At 67.6% G+C, this 18,359-nt stretch carries 18 protein-coding genes and 1 pseudogene; all 19 read left to right on the top strand.

Annotation, left to right across the window (positions count from 1 at the left end):
• On the top strand, positions 1-1,032 hold a 1,032-nt coding region (locus A5709_RS00150), incomplete at its 5' end, for a phosphotransferase family protein (protein ID WP_231986784.1).
• Positions 1,032-1,382, top strand: a complete 351-nt coding sequence (locus tag A5709_RS00145; RefSeq protein WP_068117089.1) for a DUF6285 domain-containing protein — start codon at positions 1,032-1,034, stop codon at positions 1,380-1,382. The genes A5709_RS00150 and A5709_RS00145, both read left to right, overlap by 1 nt.
• An 8-nt stretch (positions 1,383-1,390) precedes the next feature.
• Positions 1,391-1,780: a nuclear transport factor 2 family protein gene (locus tag A5709_RS00140; RefSeq protein ID WP_068117086.1), complete on the top strand. Its 390-nt coding sequence runs from the start codon at positions 1,391-1,393 to the stop codon at positions 1,778-1,780.
• Positions 1,781-1,813: 33 nt separating this feature from the next.
• Positions 1,814-2,350 (top strand): YceI family protein, encoded by a 537-nt coding sequence (locus A5709_RS00135; RefSeq protein ID WP_067943491.1) that lies wholly within the window; start codon positions 1,814-1,816, stop codon positions 2,348-2,350.
• 30 nt (positions 2,351-2,380) lie between these two features.
• Positions 2,381-2,794 (top strand): response regulator transcription factor, encoded by a 414-nt coding sequence (locus A5709_RS00130; RefSeq protein WP_046185372.1) that lies wholly within the window; start codon positions 2,381-2,383, stop codon positions 2,792-2,794.
• A gap of 270 nt (positions 2,795-3,064) precedes the next feature.
• Positions 3,065-3,442 (top strand): NADH-quinone oxidoreductase subunit A, encoded by a 378-nt coding sequence (locus A5709_RS00125; protein ID WP_067943488.1) that lies wholly within the window; start codon positions 3,065-3,067, stop codon positions 3,440-3,442.
• Between the two features lie 7 nt (positions 3,443-3,449).
• Positions 3,450-4,004, top strand: a complete 555-nt coding sequence (locus A5709_RS00120) for an NADH-quinone oxidoreductase subunit B family protein (RefSeq protein WP_067943467.1) — start codon at positions 3,450-3,452, stop codon at positions 4,002-4,004.
• A complete protein-coding gene (locus tag A5709_RS00115) occupies positions 4,001-4,708 on the top strand; it encodes an NADH-quinone oxidoreductase subunit C (protein ID WP_068117080.1) in 708 nt (235 codons plus the stop codon). The genes A5709_RS00120 and A5709_RS00115 overlap by 4 nt, the downstream gene beginning before the upstream one ends.
• A complete protein-coding gene (gene nuoD / locus A5709_RS00110) occupies positions 4,708-6,045 on the top strand; it encodes an NADH dehydrogenase (quinone) subunit D (RefSeq protein WP_068117078.1) in 1,338 nt (445 codons plus the stop codon). Before A5709_RS00115 ends, nuoD begins: the two co-directional genes overlap by 1 nt.
• Positions 6,042-6,800, top strand: coding sequence for an NADH-quinone oxidoreductase subunit NuoE (nuoE, locus tag A5709_RS00105; protein ID WP_068117077.1), 759 nt, complete (start codon positions 6,042-6,044; stop codon positions 6,798-6,800). The genes nuoD and nuoE overlap by 4 nt, the downstream gene beginning before the upstream one ends.
• A complete protein-coding gene (nuoF, locus tag A5709_RS00100; protein ID WP_067943462.1) occupies positions 6,797-8,119 on the top strand; it encodes an NADH-quinone oxidoreductase subunit NuoF in 1,323 nt (440 codons plus the stop codon). Before nuoE ends, nuoF begins: the two co-directional genes overlap by 4 nt.
• Positions 8,120-8,123: 4 nt before the next feature.
• Entirely contained in the window at positions 8,124-10,538 is a 2,415-nt protein-coding gene (locus A5709_RS00095; RefSeq protein WP_068117076.1) for an NADH-quinone oxidoreductase subunit G, read from the top strand.
• A gap of 11 nt (positions 10,539-10,549) precedes the next feature.
• Positions 10,550-11,812, top strand: a complete 1,263-nt coding sequence (gene nuoH, locus A5709_RS00090) for an NADH-quinone oxidoreductase subunit NuoH (protein ID WP_068117096.1) — start codon at positions 10,550-10,552, stop codon at positions 11,810-11,812.
• Positions 11,784-12,350, top strand: a pseudogene (gene nuoI / locus A5709_RS00085) (NADH-quinone oxidoreductase subunit NuoI); the annotation flags it as partial. The gene nuoH and the pseudogene nuoI, both read left to right, overlap by 29 nt.
• Before the next feature lie 20 nt (positions 12,351-12,370).
• Positions 12,371-13,159, top strand: coding sequence for an NADH-quinone oxidoreductase subunit J (locus A5709_RS00080; protein WP_067943484.1), 789 nt, complete (start codon positions 12,371-12,373; stop codon positions 13,157-13,159).
• Positions 13,156-13,455 (top strand): NADH-quinone oxidoreductase subunit NuoK, encoded by a 300-nt coding sequence (nuoK, locus tag A5709_RS00075; protein ID WP_007168303.1) that lies wholly within the window; start codon positions 13,156-13,158, stop codon positions 13,453-13,455. The genes A5709_RS00080 and nuoK overlap by 4 nt, the downstream gene beginning before the upstream one ends.
• A 21-nt stretch (positions 13,456-13,476) precedes the next feature.
• Complete coding sequence (gene nuoL / locus A5709_RS00070) at positions 13,477-15,363, top strand: NADH-quinone oxidoreductase subunit L (RefSeq protein WP_068117075.1); 1,887 nt, start codon at positions 13,477-13,479, stop codon at positions 15,361-15,363.
• Positions 15,360-16,958 carry an NADH-quinone oxidoreductase subunit M gene (locus A5709_RS00065; protein WP_197520045.1) on the top strand — a complete coding sequence of 533 codons (1,599 nt, stop codon included), beginning with the start codon at positions 15,360-15,362 and terminating at the stop codon, positions 16,956-16,958. The genes nuoL and A5709_RS00065 overlap by 4 nt, the downstream gene beginning before the upstream one ends.
• Positions 16,958-18,359: NADH-quinone oxidoreductase subunit NuoN (gene nuoN / locus A5709_RS00060; RefSeq protein ID WP_067943454.1), on the top strand; the 1,402-nt coding region annotated here is incomplete at its 3' end. The genes A5709_RS00065 and nuoN, both read left to right, overlap by 1 nt.

Below are 18,359 nucleotides of genomic sequence, written 5' to 3'. Positions count from 1 at the left end.
GAGCAGTTGGCCCCACAGCTCGCCGCGGTGCTGGCGCCGGTCCTCGGTGCCGATGTGGCGGTTGAGAACCTGCGCGCGTTGACCGGCGGCGCCAGCCGCTCCACGTGGGCCTTCGACGCCGTCGCCGGCGAGCGACACCACGCGCTGATCCTGCGCACCGGCGCGCCCGACGACGTGCACGCCGGCATGGAGCTGGAGGCGCGCGCCCAGGCCGCCGCCGCGGCGGCCGGCGCACCCGTCCCCCACGTCCTCATCGCCGACGATTCGCCAGCCGCCCTGGGCAATCCGTTTCTGATCTGCGACGAGATCGCGGGCGAGACGATCGTCCGGCGAATTCAGCGTCAGCTCGACGCCGGGGGCGGGCAAGCGGCCCGCGGGGAGCTGCTGCGGCAATGCGCGCAGGCCCTGGCGGCCATCCACCGCGCCGACCCGGACATTCCCGGTCTAACCCGCGAGGATCCGCTGACGCAGTGGCGCGACCGGCTCGACGCCATGGGTGACACCACGGCCACCTTCGAATGGGCGTTTCGCTGGCTGGGCGCCAACCGGCCGGAGCCGTCGGCGGACGTTCTGGTGCACGGGGACTACCGGATGGGAAACCTCATCGTCGACGGGTCCCGCCTCGCCGCCGTCCTCGACTGGGAACTGGTACACCGCGGCGACCCGTACGACGACCTGGCCTGGTTCTGCATCCGCGCCTGGCGCTTCGGCGCCCCGGCCAGCCTCGGCGCCGGCGGCCTCGGCAGCATCGAAAGCTTCCTGCGCGACTACGAGCAGGCCGGCGGGACCGGCGTCGACCGGCGGGCCTTTCACTGGTGGCTGGTGCTGGCCACGCTGCGATGGGGCGTCATCTGCCGCTACCAGGCGGAGCGGCACCTGACCGGTCAGTTCCGCTCGGTGGAGCTGGCCACGATCGGCCGGCGCGTGTGCGAGACCGAATGGGACCTGCTGGACCTACTCGAAGGAGCGCCGGGCGACGATGCGCGCCGCGCAGCGGCGCGAGGAGAAGCCAGGCAATCGGGGGACCTCTAATGATCGGCCCGTACGGCCGCCCGCTCGCCGCCGAACTGGTGGCCGCGGTGGCCGAATTCCTGGAGACCGACGTTCGGGCCGCGACCAGCGGGCAGGTCAACTTCCACGCCAGGGTGGCCGCCAACGCGCTGCGCATCGTCGAGCGCGAACTGCTCGACGAGAGCGAGGCCGAATCCGCTGCTGCGCTGGCCGAGCTCGGATTTGCCGACGAGGAGGAGCTGGCCGCCGCGATCCGGGCCGGCGCGATGGACGGCCGGGCCCTGGAGGTCACCGCCTGCCTGCGCACCCTGGTGCGCCGCCGGCTGGCAGCGGCCCACCCCGGATACGACGACGAAGATACCGAAGAATAGGAGCGAGCATGGCCGGTGCGAGCCCGGAAATCGTTGCCGACGCGGCAGACCGCCTGTTCACCGCGATCGAAAAGGGCGACTTCGCGGCGGTTGACCGGATGTGGAGCGACGACATCGCGGTGTGGCGAGTCGGCGCGCGGCGCGATGACGGCAAGGCCCGCGCGCTGCGGGTCATCGACTGGTTCATCACCGCGACCACCGAACGCCGTTACGAGATCCTGGACCGGCGGTTCTTCGAGGGCGGCTTCGTCCAGCAGCACATCCTGCACGCCACCGGTCGTGCCGGCCAATCGATCTCGATGCGGGTCTGCATCGTGATCAGGGTGGGCAGCGACGGCCGGCTCGACCGGATCGACGAGTACTTCGACCCCGCCGAGATCGCGCCGTTGATGGACTAGGAGTTAGATTCGCCACGAGAGATGGGGGTGCAGATGACGACTTTGGAAACGCTTCTGAACGATCCCGACCTGGCCGGCGTATGGACCCTCGTCCCCGACCGCTCGGAGATCACCTTCAAGGTCAGAAATATGTGGGGCCTGCTGAACGTCAAGGGCCGCTTCACCGAATTCAGCGGTGACGGCCAACTGACGGCGAAGGGGGCGGTTTTCGGCCGCCTCGACGTCCGCACCGCCTCCCTGGACACCGGGATCGGCCGTCGTGACAAGCACCTGCGCTCGGCCGACTTCTTCGACGTCGAGCGCTTCGGTGAAATCAGCGTCGTCGTCACCGCGGTCCACCCGACCAAAGGCAAGGCCGCAGACCTCCGCGCCGCCTTCACCATCAAGGGCATCACCGCGCCGCTGCCCCTGCCCGCCACGATCACCGAGCTCGATGACGGCTCGATCCGGATCGCCGGGGAAACCAAGGTGGACCGCACCCAGTTCGACCTGGGCTGGAACCGGCTCGGCATGATCGGCTCGACGGCGAAGGCGGCGGCCGAAGCCGTCTTCGTGCGGGCTGCCCAGTGAAGCCGGTGCGACACCAGTAGCATCTGCACCGTGTCGGACTCCAGCCCCGAATCCAGCGTTGCCCTGCGGATCCTGGTCTACAGCGATAACGCCAAGACCCGCGAACAAGTCATCCGGGCGCTGGGCAAGCATCTGCATCCGGACCTGCCCGAGCTGACCTACCTCGAGGTGGCGACCGCCCCGATGGTGGTACGCCAGATGGACGAGGGCGGCATCGACTTGGCCATTCTCGACGGGGAAGCCACCCCCACCGGCGGCATGGGAATCGCCAAACAGCTCAAAGACGAACTCGCCACGTGCCCACCGATCCTGGTGCTCACCGGCCGCCCGGACGACGCCTGGCTGGCGAACTGGTCGCGCGCCGAAGCCGCGGTGCCGCATCCCCTCGATCCCATCGTGCTGGGCCGCACGGTGCTCGGACTGCTCCGCACACCCACGCGCTAGCCCTTTCACCTGCGGCAATACCGCGATCACCACCCCAACGACGGGTGCGAAACCGGCGTTGGCACTCCGCCGACCGGCCGTGGCGGCGAGCCAGCCGGTTGCGGCGACACAAAAACGAAGCGAATAGCCCCACCCCGACAAAACACAGCCGTCTTCGCGACGCTATGTTGTGAAGGTCACTGTGGTGGCCCGCAGTCCGGGTACATCACAGCAGCCCGGCCCCCGCCCGGCCGCCGCACCGGCGGCCCGTACGAGGAGATCTTGGACGAGTTGAACGTCTACATACCCATCTTGGTGCTCGGAGCGATAGCCGCGGCCTTCGCGGTGGGATCGGTGGTGATCGCGAGCCTGGCCGGCCCGACGCGCTACAACAAGTCGAAGATGGCGCCCTACGAGTGCGGGATCGAACCCACCGACAGTCCGGTCAGCGGCCCGCACGCGGCGAGCGGCCAGCGGTTCCCGGTGAAGTATTACCTGACCGCAATGCTTTTTATCGTCTTCGACATCGAAATCGTGTTCTTGTATCCATGGGCGGTCAGCTACGACGCGCTGGGAACGTTCGCGTTGGTCGAGATGGTGGTGTTCATGCTCACGGTCTTCGTGGCGTACGCCTATGTGTGGCGCCGCGGCGGCCTGACGTGGGATTGAGGTAGACGTGGGTCTCGAAGAACAGCTCCCCGGCGGGATTCTGCTGTCAACGGTGGAAAAGGTCGCCGGCTACGTGCGCAAGAACTCCTTGTGGCCGGCGACGTTCGGGTTGGCGTGCTGTGCCATCGAGATGATGGCAACCGCCGGGCCAAGATTCGACATCGCGCGGTTCGGCATGGAGCGATTCTCGGCGACGCCGCGGCAGGCCGATCTGATGATCGTCGCCGGCCGCGTGAGCCAGAAGATGGCGCCGGTGCTGCGCCAGATCTACGACCAGATGGGCGAGCCGAAGTGGGTGCTGGCCATGGGCGTGTGTGCGTCGTCCGGCGGGATGTTCAATAACTACTCGATCGTGCAGGGCGTGGACCACGTGGTGCCGGTGGACATCTACCTGCCCGGTTGCCCGCCGCGGCCGGAGATGTTGTTGCACGCAATCCTGAAGCTGCACGAGAAGATTCAACAGATGCCGCTGGGGGTCAACCGCGAAGAAGCCATCGCCGAGGCCGAGCAGGCGGCGCTGTCGGCCCGGCCCACGATCGAGATGCGCGGGCTGCTGCGATGAGCTCGCCCGACCAAAACCCCCAAGAGGCGATCAGCCAGGCCGACGAAGAAGTGATCGACGTGCGCCGCGGCATGTTCGGCGCCAAGGGCTCGGGCGACACGTCCGGCTACGGGCGCCTGGTGCGCGAGGTCATGCTTCCCGGCAGCAGCCCCCGACCCTACGGCCGCTACTTCGACGAGGTGGTCGACACGCTGGCCGAGGCATTGAAAAGCGCGGGCGTCGAATTCTCCGATGCGATAGAGAAAGTCGTGGTGTACCGCGACGAGCTGACCCTGCACGTGCGCCGCGAAGCGCTGCCCCGGGTCGCCCAGCATCTTCGCGATGAGCCGGGGCTGCGTTTCGAGATGTGTCTGGGTGTCAGCGGGGTGCACTACCCCCACGAGACCGATCGCGAACTGCACGCGGTGTACCCGTTGCAGTCGATCACACACAATCGCCGCGTCCGCCTGGAAGTGGCTGCGCCGGACAGCGATCCGCACATCCCTTCGCTGTTCGGGATCTACCCGACCACCGACTGGCACGAGCGCGAAACCTACGACTTCTTCGGCATCATCTTCGACGGGCACCCGTCGCTGACCCGCATCGAGATGCCCGACGACTGGCATGGCCACCCGCAGCGCAAGGACTACCCCCTCGGCGGCATCCCGGTGGAATACAAGGGAGCCCAGATTCCCCCGCCCGACGAGCGGAGAGCGTACAACTGATGAGCACAATCACCGACTCGACGCACGACGGCGGCGGCCCGGAAGGCCCGGAGACCGTCTTGGTCGCCGGCGGACAGGACTGGGAACAGATCGTCGAGGCCGCCCGCAAGGCGGACCCCGGCGAACGGATCGTCGTCAACATGGGTCCCCAGCACCCGTCCACCCACGGGGTGTTGCGGCTGATCCTGGAGATCGAGGGCGAAACGGTCACAGAGGTTCGCTGCGGAATCGGCTACCTGCATACCGGGATCGAGAAGAACCTCGAATATCGGTACTGGACGCAGGGGGTCACCTTCGTGACCCGAATGGATTACCTGTCACCGTTTTTCAACGAGGCCGCGTACTGCCTGGGCGTGGAGAAACTGCTCGGCATCACCGATCAGATACCGGAGCGGGTCAACGTCATCCGGGTGATGATGATGGAGCTCAACCGGATCTCCTCGCATCTGGTCGCACTCGCTACCGGCGGCATGGAATTGGGCGCCATGACCCCGATGTTCGTCGGTTTCCGCGGCCGCGAGATCGTGCTGACCCTGTTCGAGAAGATCTCCGGGTTGCGGATGAACAGCGCCTACATCCGGCCGGGCGGCGTGGCGCAGGATCTGCCGCCGGGCGCGGAGAAAGACATCGCCGACGCCCTCAAGCCGCTGCGCCAGGTGCTGCGCGAAATGGGCGGTCTGCTCAACGAGAACGCCATCTGGAAGGCCCGCACCCAGGACATCGGCTACCTGGACCTGACCGGTTGCATGGCGCTCGGCATCACCGGGCCGATTCTGCGCGCCACCGGGTTGCCGCACGATCTGCGCAAGAGCGAACCGTACTGCGGATATGAAAACTACGAATTCGACGTGATGACCGCCGACACGTGTGATGCTTACGGGCGCTACATGATTCGCGTGAACGAGATGTGGGAGTCGATCAAGATCGTCGAGCAGTGTCTGGACAAGTTGAAGCCGGGCCCGACCATGATCGAGGACCGCAAGATCGCCTGGCCGGCCGACCTGAAGGTGGGCCCGGACGGGATGGGTAACTCACAGGAGCACATCGCCAAGATCATGGGCGGCTCGATGGAGGCCTTGATCCACCACTTCAAGCTGGTCACCGAGGGCATCCGGGTTCCGGCGGGCCAGGTCTACACCGCGGTGGAGTCACCGCGCGGGGAGCTGGGCGTGCACATGGTGAGCGATGGCGGCACCCGCCCCTACCGGGTGCACTACCGGGACCCCTCGTTCACCAATCTGCAGTCGGTCGCCGCGATGTGCGAGGGCGGGATGGTGGCCGACCTGATCACCGCGGTCGCCAGCATCGACCCGGTCATGGGCGGGGTGGATCGGTGACCGGCCCCCAAGGACAGCCGGTGTTCATCCGGCTCGGACCACCGCCGGAGGAACCCAACGCGTTCGTGGTTGAGGGTGCGCCGCAATCGTATTCGGCCGAAGTGCGGGCGCGGCTGGAGGTCGACGCCAAGGAGATCATGGGCCGCTACCCCAATAAGCGCTCGGCGCTGCTGCCGTTGCTGCACCTGGTGCAGGCCGAGGACTCCTACCTGACCCCGGCCGGTTTGGAGTTCTGCGGTGAGCAGCTGGGCCTGACCGGTGCCGAGGTGTCGGCGGTGGCGAGCTTCTACACGATGTATCGCCGCGGACCCACCGGCGATTACCTGGTCGGTGTCTGCACCAACACGCTCTGCGCCATCATGGGCGGCGACGCCGTATTCGACGCCCTGAAGGAACATTTGGGCATCGGCAACGACGAGACAACCCCCGATGGCTCCGTCACCCTGCAACACATCGAGTGCAACGCCGCCTGTGACTACGCGCCGGTGGTGATGGTCAACTGGGAGTTCTTCGACAATCAGACACCGGAGTCGGCCCGCGAGCTCGTCGACTCGTTGCGCTCGGGCACGCCCAAGCCGCCCACGCGCGGCGCCCCGCTGTGCGCCTTCCGCGAGACGTCACGCATCCTGGCCGGCCTGCCCGATGAGCGCCCCGACCAGGGTCAGGGCGGTGCGGGTGAGGCCACGCTGGCGGGGCTGAAGGTGGCGAAGGAAAACGGCATGCGGGCGCCCACCCCGCCGGGAGGCCAGTCATGACCAGCTCGCAGGCCACGCCGCTCACCCCGGTCATCAGCCGGTTCTGGGACGATCCCGAGTCGTGGACCCTTGAGACGTACCGCCGTCACGACGGCTACGAGGGGATGAAGAAGGCGCTGGCGATGGCGCCCGACGACGTGATCGCCATGGTCAAGGACTCCGGGTTGCGCGGGCGCGGTGGCGCCGGCTTCTCGACCGGAACGAAGTGGTCGTTCATCCCGCAGGGCGACACCGGTGCGGCCGCCAAACCGCACTACCTGGTGGTCAACGCCGACGAGTCGGAACCCGGTACGTGCAAAGACATTCCATTGATGCTGGCGACGCCGCACGTGCTCGTCGAGGGCGTCATCATCGCCGCCTACGCGATCCGGGCCAGCCACGCGTTCATCTACGTGCGCGGGGAAGTTCTGCCGGTGCTGCGCCGCCTGCAGAACGCGGTGGCCGAGGCTTACGCCGCCGGATACCTGGGCCGCGACATCAACGGGTCCGGCTTCGACCTGGAGCTGGTGGTGCACGCGGGCGCCGGCGCGTACATCTGCGGCGAGGAGACCGCGCTGCTGGATTCGCTGGAAGGCCGGCGGGGCCAGCCGCGGCTCCGGCCGCCCTTCCCCGCGGTGGCGGGACTCTACGGCTGCCCCACGGTGATCAACAACGTCGAGACGATCGCCAGCGTGCCGCCCATCGTCCTCAACGGTGTCGACTGGTTCCGGTCGATGGGCAGTGAGAAATCGCCTGGCTTCACGCTGTATTCGCTGTCCGGGCATGTCGCCCGGCCCGGCCAGTACGAGGCGCCGCTGGGTATCACGTTGCGCGAGTTGCTCGCCTACGCCGGCGGGGTGCGGGCCGGGCACCGACTGAAGTTCTGGACGCCCGGCGGGTCGTCCACCCCGCTGCTCACCGACGAGCACCTCGACGTGCCGTTGGACTACGAGGGCGTGGGCGCGGTCGGCTCCATGCTGGGCACCAAGGCGCTGGAGATCTTCGACGAGACCACCTGCGTGGTGCGAGCCGTGCGCCGCTGGACGTACTTCTACAAACACGAATCGTGCGGGAAATGCACCCCCTGCCGGGAGGGCACCTTCTGGCTCGACCAGATCTACGAGCGGCTGGAAACCGGCAAGGGCACCAACGAGGACATCGACAAGCTGTTGGACATCTCCGACACCATCTTGGGAAAGTCCTTCTGCGCGTTGGGCGATGGCGCCGCCAGCCCGGTGATGTCGTCGATCAAGTACTTCCGCGACGAATACGTGGCGCACGTCGAAGACGGTGGCTGCCCGTTCGACCCCCGAGATTCCATGCTGAACGGAAAGGCCTGACACTTTGACCAGTGCCGCCAAAACCGAGACCGGAGACGAGGTACGTCCGCCGGAGATGGTCACGCTGACCATCGACGGCAACGAAATCAGCGTGCCCAAAGGCACATTGGTGATCCGTGCGGCCGAGTTGATGGGTATCCAGATCCCGCGGTTCTGCGACCATCCGCTGCTCGAGCCGGTCGGCGCGTGCCGGCAGTGCCTGGTTGAGGTTGAGGGGCAACGCAAGCCGATGGCATCGTGCACCACCGTCGCCACCGAAGACATGGTCGTGCGCACGCAGCTCACGTCGGAAGCCGCCGACAAGGCCCAGCACGGTGTGATGGAGCTGCTGCTCATCAATCACCCGCTGGACTGCCCGATGTGCGACAAGGGCGGCGAGTGCCCGCTGCAGAACCAGGCGATGTCCAACGGCCGCGCCGATTCCCGCTTCACCGACGTCAAGCGGACCTTCGCCAAGCCGATCAACATCTCCGCGCAGGTGCTGCTGGATCGCGAGCGCTGCATCCTGTGCGCCCGGTGCACGCGGTTCTCCGAGCAGATCGCCGGGGACATCTTCATCGACATGCAGGAGCGCGGCGCCCTGCAGCAGGTCGGCATCTATGCCAATGAGCCGTTCGACTCGTACTTTTCGGGCAACACGGTGCAGATCTGCCCGGTCGGCGCGCTGACAGGAACGTCCTACCGTTTCCGGGCCCGCCCCTTCGACCTGGTGTCCAGCCCCAGCGTCTGCGAACACTGCGCGTCCGGGTGCGCCCAGCGCACCGACCACCGCCGCGGCAAGGTATTGCGCCGGCTGGCCGGCGACGACCCGGAAGTCAACGAGGAGTGGAACTGCGACAAGGGCCGGTGGGCGTTCACCTACGCGACCCAGCCGGACGTGATCAGCACTCCCCTGATTCGCGACGCGGACGGCACGCTGGTGCCCGCGTCGTGGTCGCACGCGATGGCAACCGCGATTCGGGGCCTCGAGGCGGCGCGCGGGCGCACCGGTGTGCTGGTCGGCGGCCGGGCCACCTTGGAAGACGCCTACGCGTACTCCAAGTTCGCCCGAATCGTGCTGGACAGCAACGATATTGACTTCCGCGCTCGCCCGAACTCGGCCGAGGAAGCCGACTTCCTGGCGTCACGGATCGCGGGCCGGCGCGACGTCAGCTACGCCGATCTGGAATCGGCTCCGGTGGTGGTGCTGGTCGGGTTCGAGCCCGAAGACGAGTCGCCCATCGTGTTCCTGCGACTGCGCAAGGCCGCCCGCAAGCACGGGCTACCGGTGTACGCGGTTGCGCCGTTCGCCACCCGGGCGCTGGTGAAGATGTCCGGGCGGCTCATCAAAACCGTTCCGGGTACCGAAGCGGCGGCGCTGGACGGGCTGGCCACGGGAGAGGTGGGCGACCTGCTGTCCACCGCCGGCGCGGTCATCATGGTCGGCGAACGCCTGGCAACGGTGCCCGGCGGATTGTCCGCCGCCGCCCGGCTCGCGGACGCCACCGGTGCCCGGCTGGCGTGGGTGCCACGCCGAGCCGGCGAGCGGGGCGCGCTGGAGGCCGGCGCGCTGCCCGCCCTGCTGCCGGGTGGCCGCCCCCTCGACGACGAGACCGCCCGCGCGCAGATCGCCGCGGCGTGGCACGTCTCCGAATTGCCTTCCGCCGCAGGGCGTGACGTCGACGGCATCCTGGCCGCCGCCGCCGACGGGACGCTGGGCGCCCTGTTGGTCGGCGGTGTCGAACCCGACGACTTCGCCGACCCCGAAGCGGTGCTGGCCGCGCTGGACTCCGCCGGATTCGTGGTGAGCCTGGAGCTGCGGCGCAGCGCCGTCACCGACCGCGCCGACGTGGTGTTCCCCGTCGCGCCGACGGCGCAGAAGGCAGGGGCCTTCGTCAACTGGGAGGGACGCTACCGCCCGTTCGAACCGGCGCTGCGCTGGAGCAGCGAGCAAGCCAGCCAGTCCGACCACCAAGTGCTCGACGCGCTGGCCGACGAGATGGGCGTCTATCTGGGGCTGTCGACCGCTTCGGCGGCCCGCGCCGAACTCTCCGCGCTGGGCACCTGGGACGGCGGTTGGGCGACGGCCCCGGCCGTCGCGGCCCCGGCCGGGAACCGGCCCGAAAAAGGACAAGCGGTGCTGACCGGGTGGCGGATGCTGCTGGACAACGGCCGGATGCAGGACGGCGAGCCGCATCTGGCCGGGACCGCGCGCAAGCCCGCGGTGCGGCTGTCGGCCGACACGGCCGCCGAGATCGGCGCCGCCGACGGTGACGCGGTCACCGTCAGCACGGCGCGCGGATCGATCAGCCTGCCGCTGATCATCACCGACATGCCCGACCGGGTGGTGTGGCTCCCGCTGAACTCCCCGGGCTGCGCCGTCCACCGGCAGCTGGGCGTAACCCTGGGCAGCACAGTGAAAATCGGAGTGGGCTCATGACGACGAACTCCTTGACCGCCTTCGGACACGACACCTGGTGGCTGGTGCTGGGCAAGGCGCTGGCCATCTTCGTGTTCCTCATGCTCAACGTGCTGGTCGCGATTTTGCTCGAGCGAAAGATCCTCGGCTGGATGCAGCTGCGGCCCGGACCGAACCGCGCGGGGCCGTGGGGCGTCCTGCAGAGCCTGGCCGACGGAATCAAGCTGGCACTCAAGGAAACCATCACGCCGGGCGGCGTCGACAAGTTCGTCTACTTCGCGGCGCCGGTCATCTCCACCATCCCCGCGTTCACCGCGTTCGCGTTCATCCCGTTCGGGCCGGTGGTGTCGGTGTTCGGGCACCGCACTCCGCTCCAGCTGACCGACCTCCCGGTGGCGGTGCTGTTCATCCTGGGGCTCTCGGCGATCGGCGTGTACGGCATCGTGCTGGGCGGCTGGGCGTCCGGGTCGACCTACCCGCTGCTGGGCGGGGTGCGCTCCACCGCGCAGGTCATCTCCTACGAGGTGGCGATGGGGCTGTCGTTCGCGGCGGTGTTCCTCTACGCCGGCTCGATGTCGACGTCGCAGATCGTCGCGGCGCAGGACCGGGTCTGGTACGTGTTCCTGCTGTTGCCGTCGTTCGTCATCTACCTGATCTCCATGGTCGGTGAAACCAACCGCGCGCCATTCGATTTGCCCGAGGCCGAGGGCGAGCTGGTCGCCGGCTTCCACACCGAGTACTCGTCGCTGAAGTTCGCGATGTTCATGCTGGCCGAGTACGTCAACATGATGACGGTCTCGTCCCTGGCGACGGTCCTGTTCTTCGGCGGCTGGCATGCGCCCTGGCCCATCAACATGTGGGCCGGCGCCAACACCGGGTGGTGGCCGCTGCTCTGGTTCACCGCCAAGATGTGGACGTTCCTGTTCATCTACTTCTGGCTGCGGGCCTCGCTGCCCCGGCTGCGCTACGACCAGTTCATGGGGCTGGGCTGGAAGCTGCTGATCCCGGCCTCACTGGTCTGGGTGTTGATCGCGGCGGTGATCCGCACCCTGCAGAACCAGGGGTACGCGCACTGGACCCCGCTGCTGGTCGCCTGCAGCATCGTGTTCGCGACGGCGCTGGTGCTGTTGTTGCGAAAACCGTTCGCCACGCCCAGTATTCGCGCGCTGGAGCGACAGCTCCGCCGCGAGGCCAAGCAATTGCCTGCCGGGCAGTCCCCCACACCGGTATTCCCGACACCGCCGCTGCCGATGAAGTCCCTGGCGGCCGCGAGCAAGGAGAAAGCACGTGGCTAAGTTCCTGGATGCCGTGGCCGGATTCGGCGTGACGTTCGGCTCGATGTTCAAAAGGCATGTCACCGAGGAGTATCCGGAGAAGCCGGGCCCCGTCGCGCCGCGCTATCACGGCCGTCACCAGCTCAACCGTTACCCCGACGGCCTGGAGAAATGCATCGGGTGCGAGCTGTGCGCCTGGGCCTGCCCGGCCGACGCGATCTACGTCGAGGGCGCGGACAACACCGAGGAGCTCCGGTATTCGCCCGGGGAACGCTACGGCCGGGTCTATCAAATCAACTACCTGCGTTGCATCGGCTGCGGCCTGTGCATCGAGGCGTGCCCGACCCGGGCGCTGACGATGACCAACGACTACGAGATGGCCGACGACAACCGCGCCGACCTGATCTACGAAAAGGACCGGCTGCTGGCGCCGCTGCTGCAAGACATGCTCGCGCCGCCGCACCCCCGGGCGCCGGGCGCCACCGACAAGGACTACTACCAGGGCAACGTCACCGCGCATGGCCTGCGCGAAGCCGAGAAGGCCGGGGAATCCCGGTGACTGGGGTGACCGGCCAGCTCCTGGCTTCGAATCTGGCTTCGGAGACGATCGTCCGCACCTCCACCGGCGAGGCGGTGACGTTCTGGGTGCTGGGAGCCCTGGCGCTGATCGGGGCGATCGGGGTGGTGCTCGCGGTCAACGCCGTGTACTCGGCGATGTTCCTGGCGATGACGATGATCATCCTCGCGGTGTTCTACATGATTCAGGACGCGCTGTTTCTGGGCGTCGTCCAGGTCGTGGTCTACACCGGCGCGGTGATGATGCTGTTCCTGTTCGTGCTGATGCTGATCGGCGTGGACTCCGCGGAATCTCTGAAGGAGACGCTGCACGGCCAGCGCATCGCCGCCGTCCTGGCCGGCGTGGGTTTCGGCGTCCTGCTGATCGCCGCCATCGGCGCCGCCGCGACCGGCGGCTTCGCGGGGCTGACCACCGCCAACGCGAACGGCAACGTGGAAGGGCTTGCCGCGCTGATCTTCTCCCGGTACGTCTGGGCGTTCGAACTCACCAGCGCGCTGCTGATCACCGCGGCCATTGGGGCGATGGTGCTGGCACATCGCGAGCGCTTCGAGCGCCGCAAGACGCAGCGGGAGCTCTCGCAGGAGAGGTTCCAGTCCGGTCGGCACCCCACCCCGATGCCCAGCCCCGGCGTCTACGCGCGCCACAACGCCGTCGACGTGGCCGCGCTGCTGCCGGACGGTTCGTACTCGGAGCTGTCGGTGTCGCCTATCTTGCGCAGCCGCGGCGCTGACGGTAAGCAAACTCCCTCCCGTGAGGCGAGCCCCTCCCTAACCCAAGGCGGCACCTCATGAATCCGGCCAATTACCTTTACCTTTCGGCCCTGCTGTTCACCATCGGGGCCTCGGGTGTGCTGTTGCGACGCAACGCCATCGTGATGTTCATGTGCGTCGAGCTGATGCTGAACGCGGTCAACCTGGCGTTCGTCACGTTCGCGCGGATGCACGGCCACCTGGACGGGCAGATGATCGCGTTCTTCACGATGGTGGTGGCCGCGTGCGAGGTCGTCGTCGGCCTGGCGATCATCATGACGATTTTCCGTGCCCGCAAATCGGCGTCGGTCGACGACGCGAACCTACTCAAAGGCTGACATCGCCAATATGGGGCCAACATGACTCACTACACCTGGCTGCTGGTGGCACTGCCGCTGGCGGGTGCCGCGATCCTGTTGTTCGGCGGGCGACGCACCGACGCGTGGGGCCACTGGCTGGGCTGCGCCACCGCCCTCGCGGCGTTCGGCGTCGGCCTGAGCCTGCTGAACGAGCTGCTCGGCCGCGCCGCGGACGACCGCGTGATCCACCAGACGGTGTTCACCTGGATCCCGGTCGGCCAACTGCAGGTGGACCTCGGCCTGCAGATCGACCAGCTCTCGGTCTGTTTCGTGCTGCTGATATCGGGCGTCGGGTCGCTGATCCACATCTATTCGGTCGCCTACATGGCCGAAGATCCGGACCGCCGAAGGTTTTTCGGCTACCTCAACCTGTTCCTCGCCTCGATGCTGCTGCTGGTGGTCGCCGACAACTACGTGGTCCTCTACGTCGGCTGGGAAGGCGTGGGCCTGGCCTCCTACCTGCTGATCGGGTTCTGGTACCACAAACCCACGGCCGCGACCGCCGCCAAGAAGGCATTCGTGATGAACCGCGTCGGGGACGCCGGGCTGGCCCTGGGAATGTTCTTGATGTTCAGCACCTTCGGCACGCTCTCCTACGCCGGGGTTTTCGGCGGTGCACCGGCCGCCAGCCGCGGCGCGCTGACGGCGATGGGGTTGCTGCTGCTGCTGGGCGCCTGCGCCAAGTCGGCTCAGGTCCCGCTGCAGGCCTGGCTTGGTGACGCCATGGAGGGCCCCACCCCGGTGTCCGCGCTGATCCACGCCGCCACCATGGTGACCGCCGGCGTCTACCTCATCGTGCGGTCCAACCCGCTCTACAACCTGGCCCCCGATGCTCAGACCGCCGTCGTCGCCGTCGGCGCCGTCACGTTGTTGCTCGGGGCGTTCATCGGCTGCGCCAAGGACGACATCAAGCGCGCGCTGGCGGCGTCCACGATGAGCCAGATCGGCTACATGGTGCTGGCCGCGGGATTGGGCCCGGCCGGTTACGCGTTCGCCATCATGCATCTGCTCACCCACGGCTTCTTCAAGGCGGGTTTGTTCCTCGGCTCCGGCGCGGTGATCCACGCGATGCACGAGGAACAGGACATGCGCCGCTACGGTGGCCTGCGCGCGGCGCTGCCGATCACCTTCGCCACCTTCGGCCTCGGGTATCTGGCGATCATCGGCGTGCCGCCGTTCGCGGGCTTCTTCTCCAAGGACGCCATCATCGAGGCGGCACTGGGCGCCGGCGGCGTCCGCGGCTATGTGCTGGGCGGGGCCGCGCTGCTGGGTGCGGGCGTCACGGCGTTCTACATGACCCGCGTGATGCTGATGACCTTCTTCGGCAAAAAGCGTTGGGCGCCAAACACCCATCCCCACGAGGCACCCGGCCTGATGACCTGGCCGATGATCCTGCTCGCTGTCGGCTCGGTGTTCTCCGGTGGCCTGCTGGCGTGGCGGGGCACCCTGCAACGCTGGCTCGAGCCGGTCGTCGGGAAGCACGAAGAGGTGACCCACGCCTTCCCCGCCTGGGCGAACACCGCCCTGGCGCTGGGCGTGGTCATCATCGGGATCGCGGTGGCCTACCGGTTGTACGCGAAAGCCGAAATCCCCAGGGTGGCGCCGCTTGCGGTGTCACCGCTCACCACGGCCGCCCGCAGGGACTTCTACGGCGACGCCTTCAACGAGGAGGTGTTCATGCGCCCCGGCGCCGAACTGACCCAAGCGCTCGTCGACGTCGACAACGCCGGGGTGGACGGCTCCGTCAACGCGCTCGCCGCGCTGGTAAGCCGAACTTCGAATCGCCTGCGGGGGCTGCAAACCGGCTTCGCCCGCAACTACGCATTGTCGATGCTGACGGGCGCGGTCCTGGTGGTCGCGCTGATCCTGGCGGTGAAACTGTGGTGAAGAACCTTCCGTGGCTCAGCATCCTGTGGCTGGTGCCGCTGGCCGGCTCGGTGCTGGTCATCCTGCTGCCGCCGGGACTGCGCCGGCTCGCCAAGTGGACGGGCCTGGTCTTCGGCGTCCTGACGCTGGCGGTCGCGGTCGTCGTCACCCTCGGCTTCAAGTCCGGTGGCACCACCTACCAGTTCGTCGAAAGTCATTCCTGGATACCGGCGTTCGGCGCCACCTACTCGCTCGGCGTCGACGGCATCGCCGTGGTGCTGGTGCTGCTCACCGCGGTGCTGATCCCGGTGCTGCAGGTGGCCGGCTGGAACGACGGAGATGGTGACGACCCGTCGCACAGCGGCGAACGCAGCCCTCGCGGCGTGCACGCCTACGTCGCGCTGACGCTGGCCATCGAGTCGATGGTGCTGATCTCGGTGGTCGCGCTGGACGTACTGCTCTTCTACGTCTTCTTCGAGGCCATGCTCATCCCGATGTACTTCCTGATCGGTGGCTTCGGCGGTGGGGCAGGCCGGTCACGCGCTGCGGTGAAGTTCTTGCTGTACAACCTGTTCGGTGGGCTGATCATGCTCGCCGCCGTGATCGGGCTGTATGTGGTGACCGCACAGCACGGTTCGGGAACGTTCGACTTCCGGGAGATCGTCGCCGGCGTCGCCTCCGGCCGCTACGGTGCCGACTCCGCGGTGTTCAAGGCGCTGTTCCTGGGCTTCATGTTCGCCTTCGCCATCAAAGCGCCGCTGTGGCCGTTCCACCGCTGGCTGCCAGACGCCGCGGTGGAGGCCACCCCGGCCACCGCGGTGCTGATGATGGCGGTGATGGACAAGGTCGGCACCTTCGGCATGCTGCGCTACTGCCTGCAGCTGTTCCCCGGCGCCTCAACCTATTTCCGGCCGCTGATCGTCGTGCTGGCCGTCATCGGTGTCATTTACGGCGCGGTCGTGGCCATCGGGCAGACCGACATCATGCGCCTGATCGCCTACACCTCGATCTCGCACTTCGGGTTCATCATTCTGGGCATCTTCGTGATGACGAGCCAGGGGCAGAGCGGGTCGACGCTGTACATGCTCAACCACGGGCTGTCCACAGCGGCAGTCTTCCTGATCGCGGGCTTCCTGATATCCCGGCACGGCAGCCGGAAGATCGCCGATTACGGCGGGGTGCAGAAGGTGGCGCCGATATTGGCGGGGACGTTCCTCGTCTCGGCCATGGCCACCCTGTCGCTGCCCGGCCTGGCGCCATTCATCAGCGAGTTCCTGGTCCTGCTGGGCACTTTCAACCGGTACTGGCTGGCCGCCGCCTTCGGCGTCACCGCGCTGGTGCTGTCCGCCATCTACATGCTGTGGCTCTACCAGCGGATGATGACCGGACCGGTGGCGACCGGCAACGAGAAGATCGGCGACCTGCGGACGCGTGAATTGCTCGTCGTCGCACCGTTGATCGCGCTGCTGTTCGTCCTCGGGGTTTACCCGAAGCCGGTGCTGGACATCATCAACCCCGCCGTCGAGAACACCATGACCACCATCGGTCAGCATGATCCCGCGCCGAGCGTGCCGGCGGTCAACCGCGCACCCCGGACAGCCGAAGGACCGCGATAATGACCCTCCCCACCCCCAGCATCGAGTACTTCCTGCTCTGCCCGACGCTCATCGTGTTCGGCGTCGCCGTGGTCGGCGTCCTCGCGGAAGCGTTCCTGCCCAGGCGGATTCGATATGGCGCCCAGGTGACGCTGGCCCTGGCCGGTTGCGTCGCCGCCTTCGTCGCGGTGATCGCGGTGAGCCGCTCCGTCCCGGCCTCCGGCCGCGCGACGGTGCTCGGCGCGATGGCCGTCGACCGGCCGACCCTCTACCTGCAGGGCACGGTGCTGCTGGTCGCGGTGCTGGCGGTCATCTTCATGGCCGAACGCACGCAAGCCAAGGCGGACAGCAAGATCGTTGCCGGGGTGGGCGCCGCCGGGCCGGTCGGCCTGGATTCCTTCACCCCGCAGGCGTCCGCGGTCCCGGGCAGTGACGCCGAGCGTGACGCGGAGCGGGCCGGGGCCGCACAGACAGAGCTGTTCCCGCTGGCCATGCTGTCCGTCGGCGGCATGATGGTCTTCCCCGCATCCAATGACCTGTTGACGATGTTCGTTGCGCTCGAAGTTCTTTCGCTGCCGCTGTACCTGATGTGCGGCCTGGCCCGGCACCGGCGCCTGCTGTCGCAGGAGGCGGCGATGAAGTACTTCCTGTTGGGCGCCTTCTCGTCGGCGTTCTTCCTGTACGGCGTGGCGCTGCTGTACGGCGCGACCGGCACGCTGCTGCTGACCGGCATCCGGGACGCGCTGGCGGCGCACGGGGACACCTCGATGGCGTTGGTCGGTGTCGCACTGCTGTCCGTCGGCCTGCTGTTCAAAGTGGGTGCCGTGCCGTTCCATTCGTGGATCCCGGACGTCTACCAGGGCGCGCCCACGCCCATCACCGGGTTCATGGCGGCGGCTACCAAGGTCGCGGCCTTCGGCGCGCTGCTGCGGGTGGTCTACGTCGCTCTGCCACCCCTACACGATCAGTGGCGTCCGGTGCTGTGGACCATCTCGATCCTCACCATGGCGGTGGGAACCATCACCGCGGTGAACCAAACCGACGTCAAGCGGATGCTCGCCTACTCCTCGGTCGCCCATGTCGGGTTCATCCTCACCGGCGTGATCGCCGACAACCAGGCGGGCCTCTCGTCCACGCTGTTCTACCTGCTCGCCTACAGCTTCAGCACCGTCGGCGCGTTCGCCATCGTGAGCCTGATCCGCGACGCCGACGGCGTCGAGGACGCCACCCTGTCGCACTGGGCGGGACTCGGGCAGCGCTCACCGATTGTGGGCGTGATGTTTTCGATGTTCCTGCTGGCCTTCGCCGGCATCCCGCTGACGAGCGGGTTTGTCAGCAAGCTCGCCGTGTTCAAGGCCGCGGCGCAGGGCGGCGCGGCGCCGCTGGTGATCATCGGTGTGGTGGCCAGTGGGATCGCGGCCT

Origin of the sequence: Mycobacterium sp. E1386, assembly GCF_001672745.1 — a bacterium.
Classification (GTDB): Bacteria; Actinomycetota; Actinomycetes; order Mycobacteriales; family Mycobacteriaceae; genus Mycobacterium.
The sequence above is the reverse complement of the archived record's forward strand: the minus strand, read 5'-3'. Positions and strand labels throughout refer to the sequence as shown.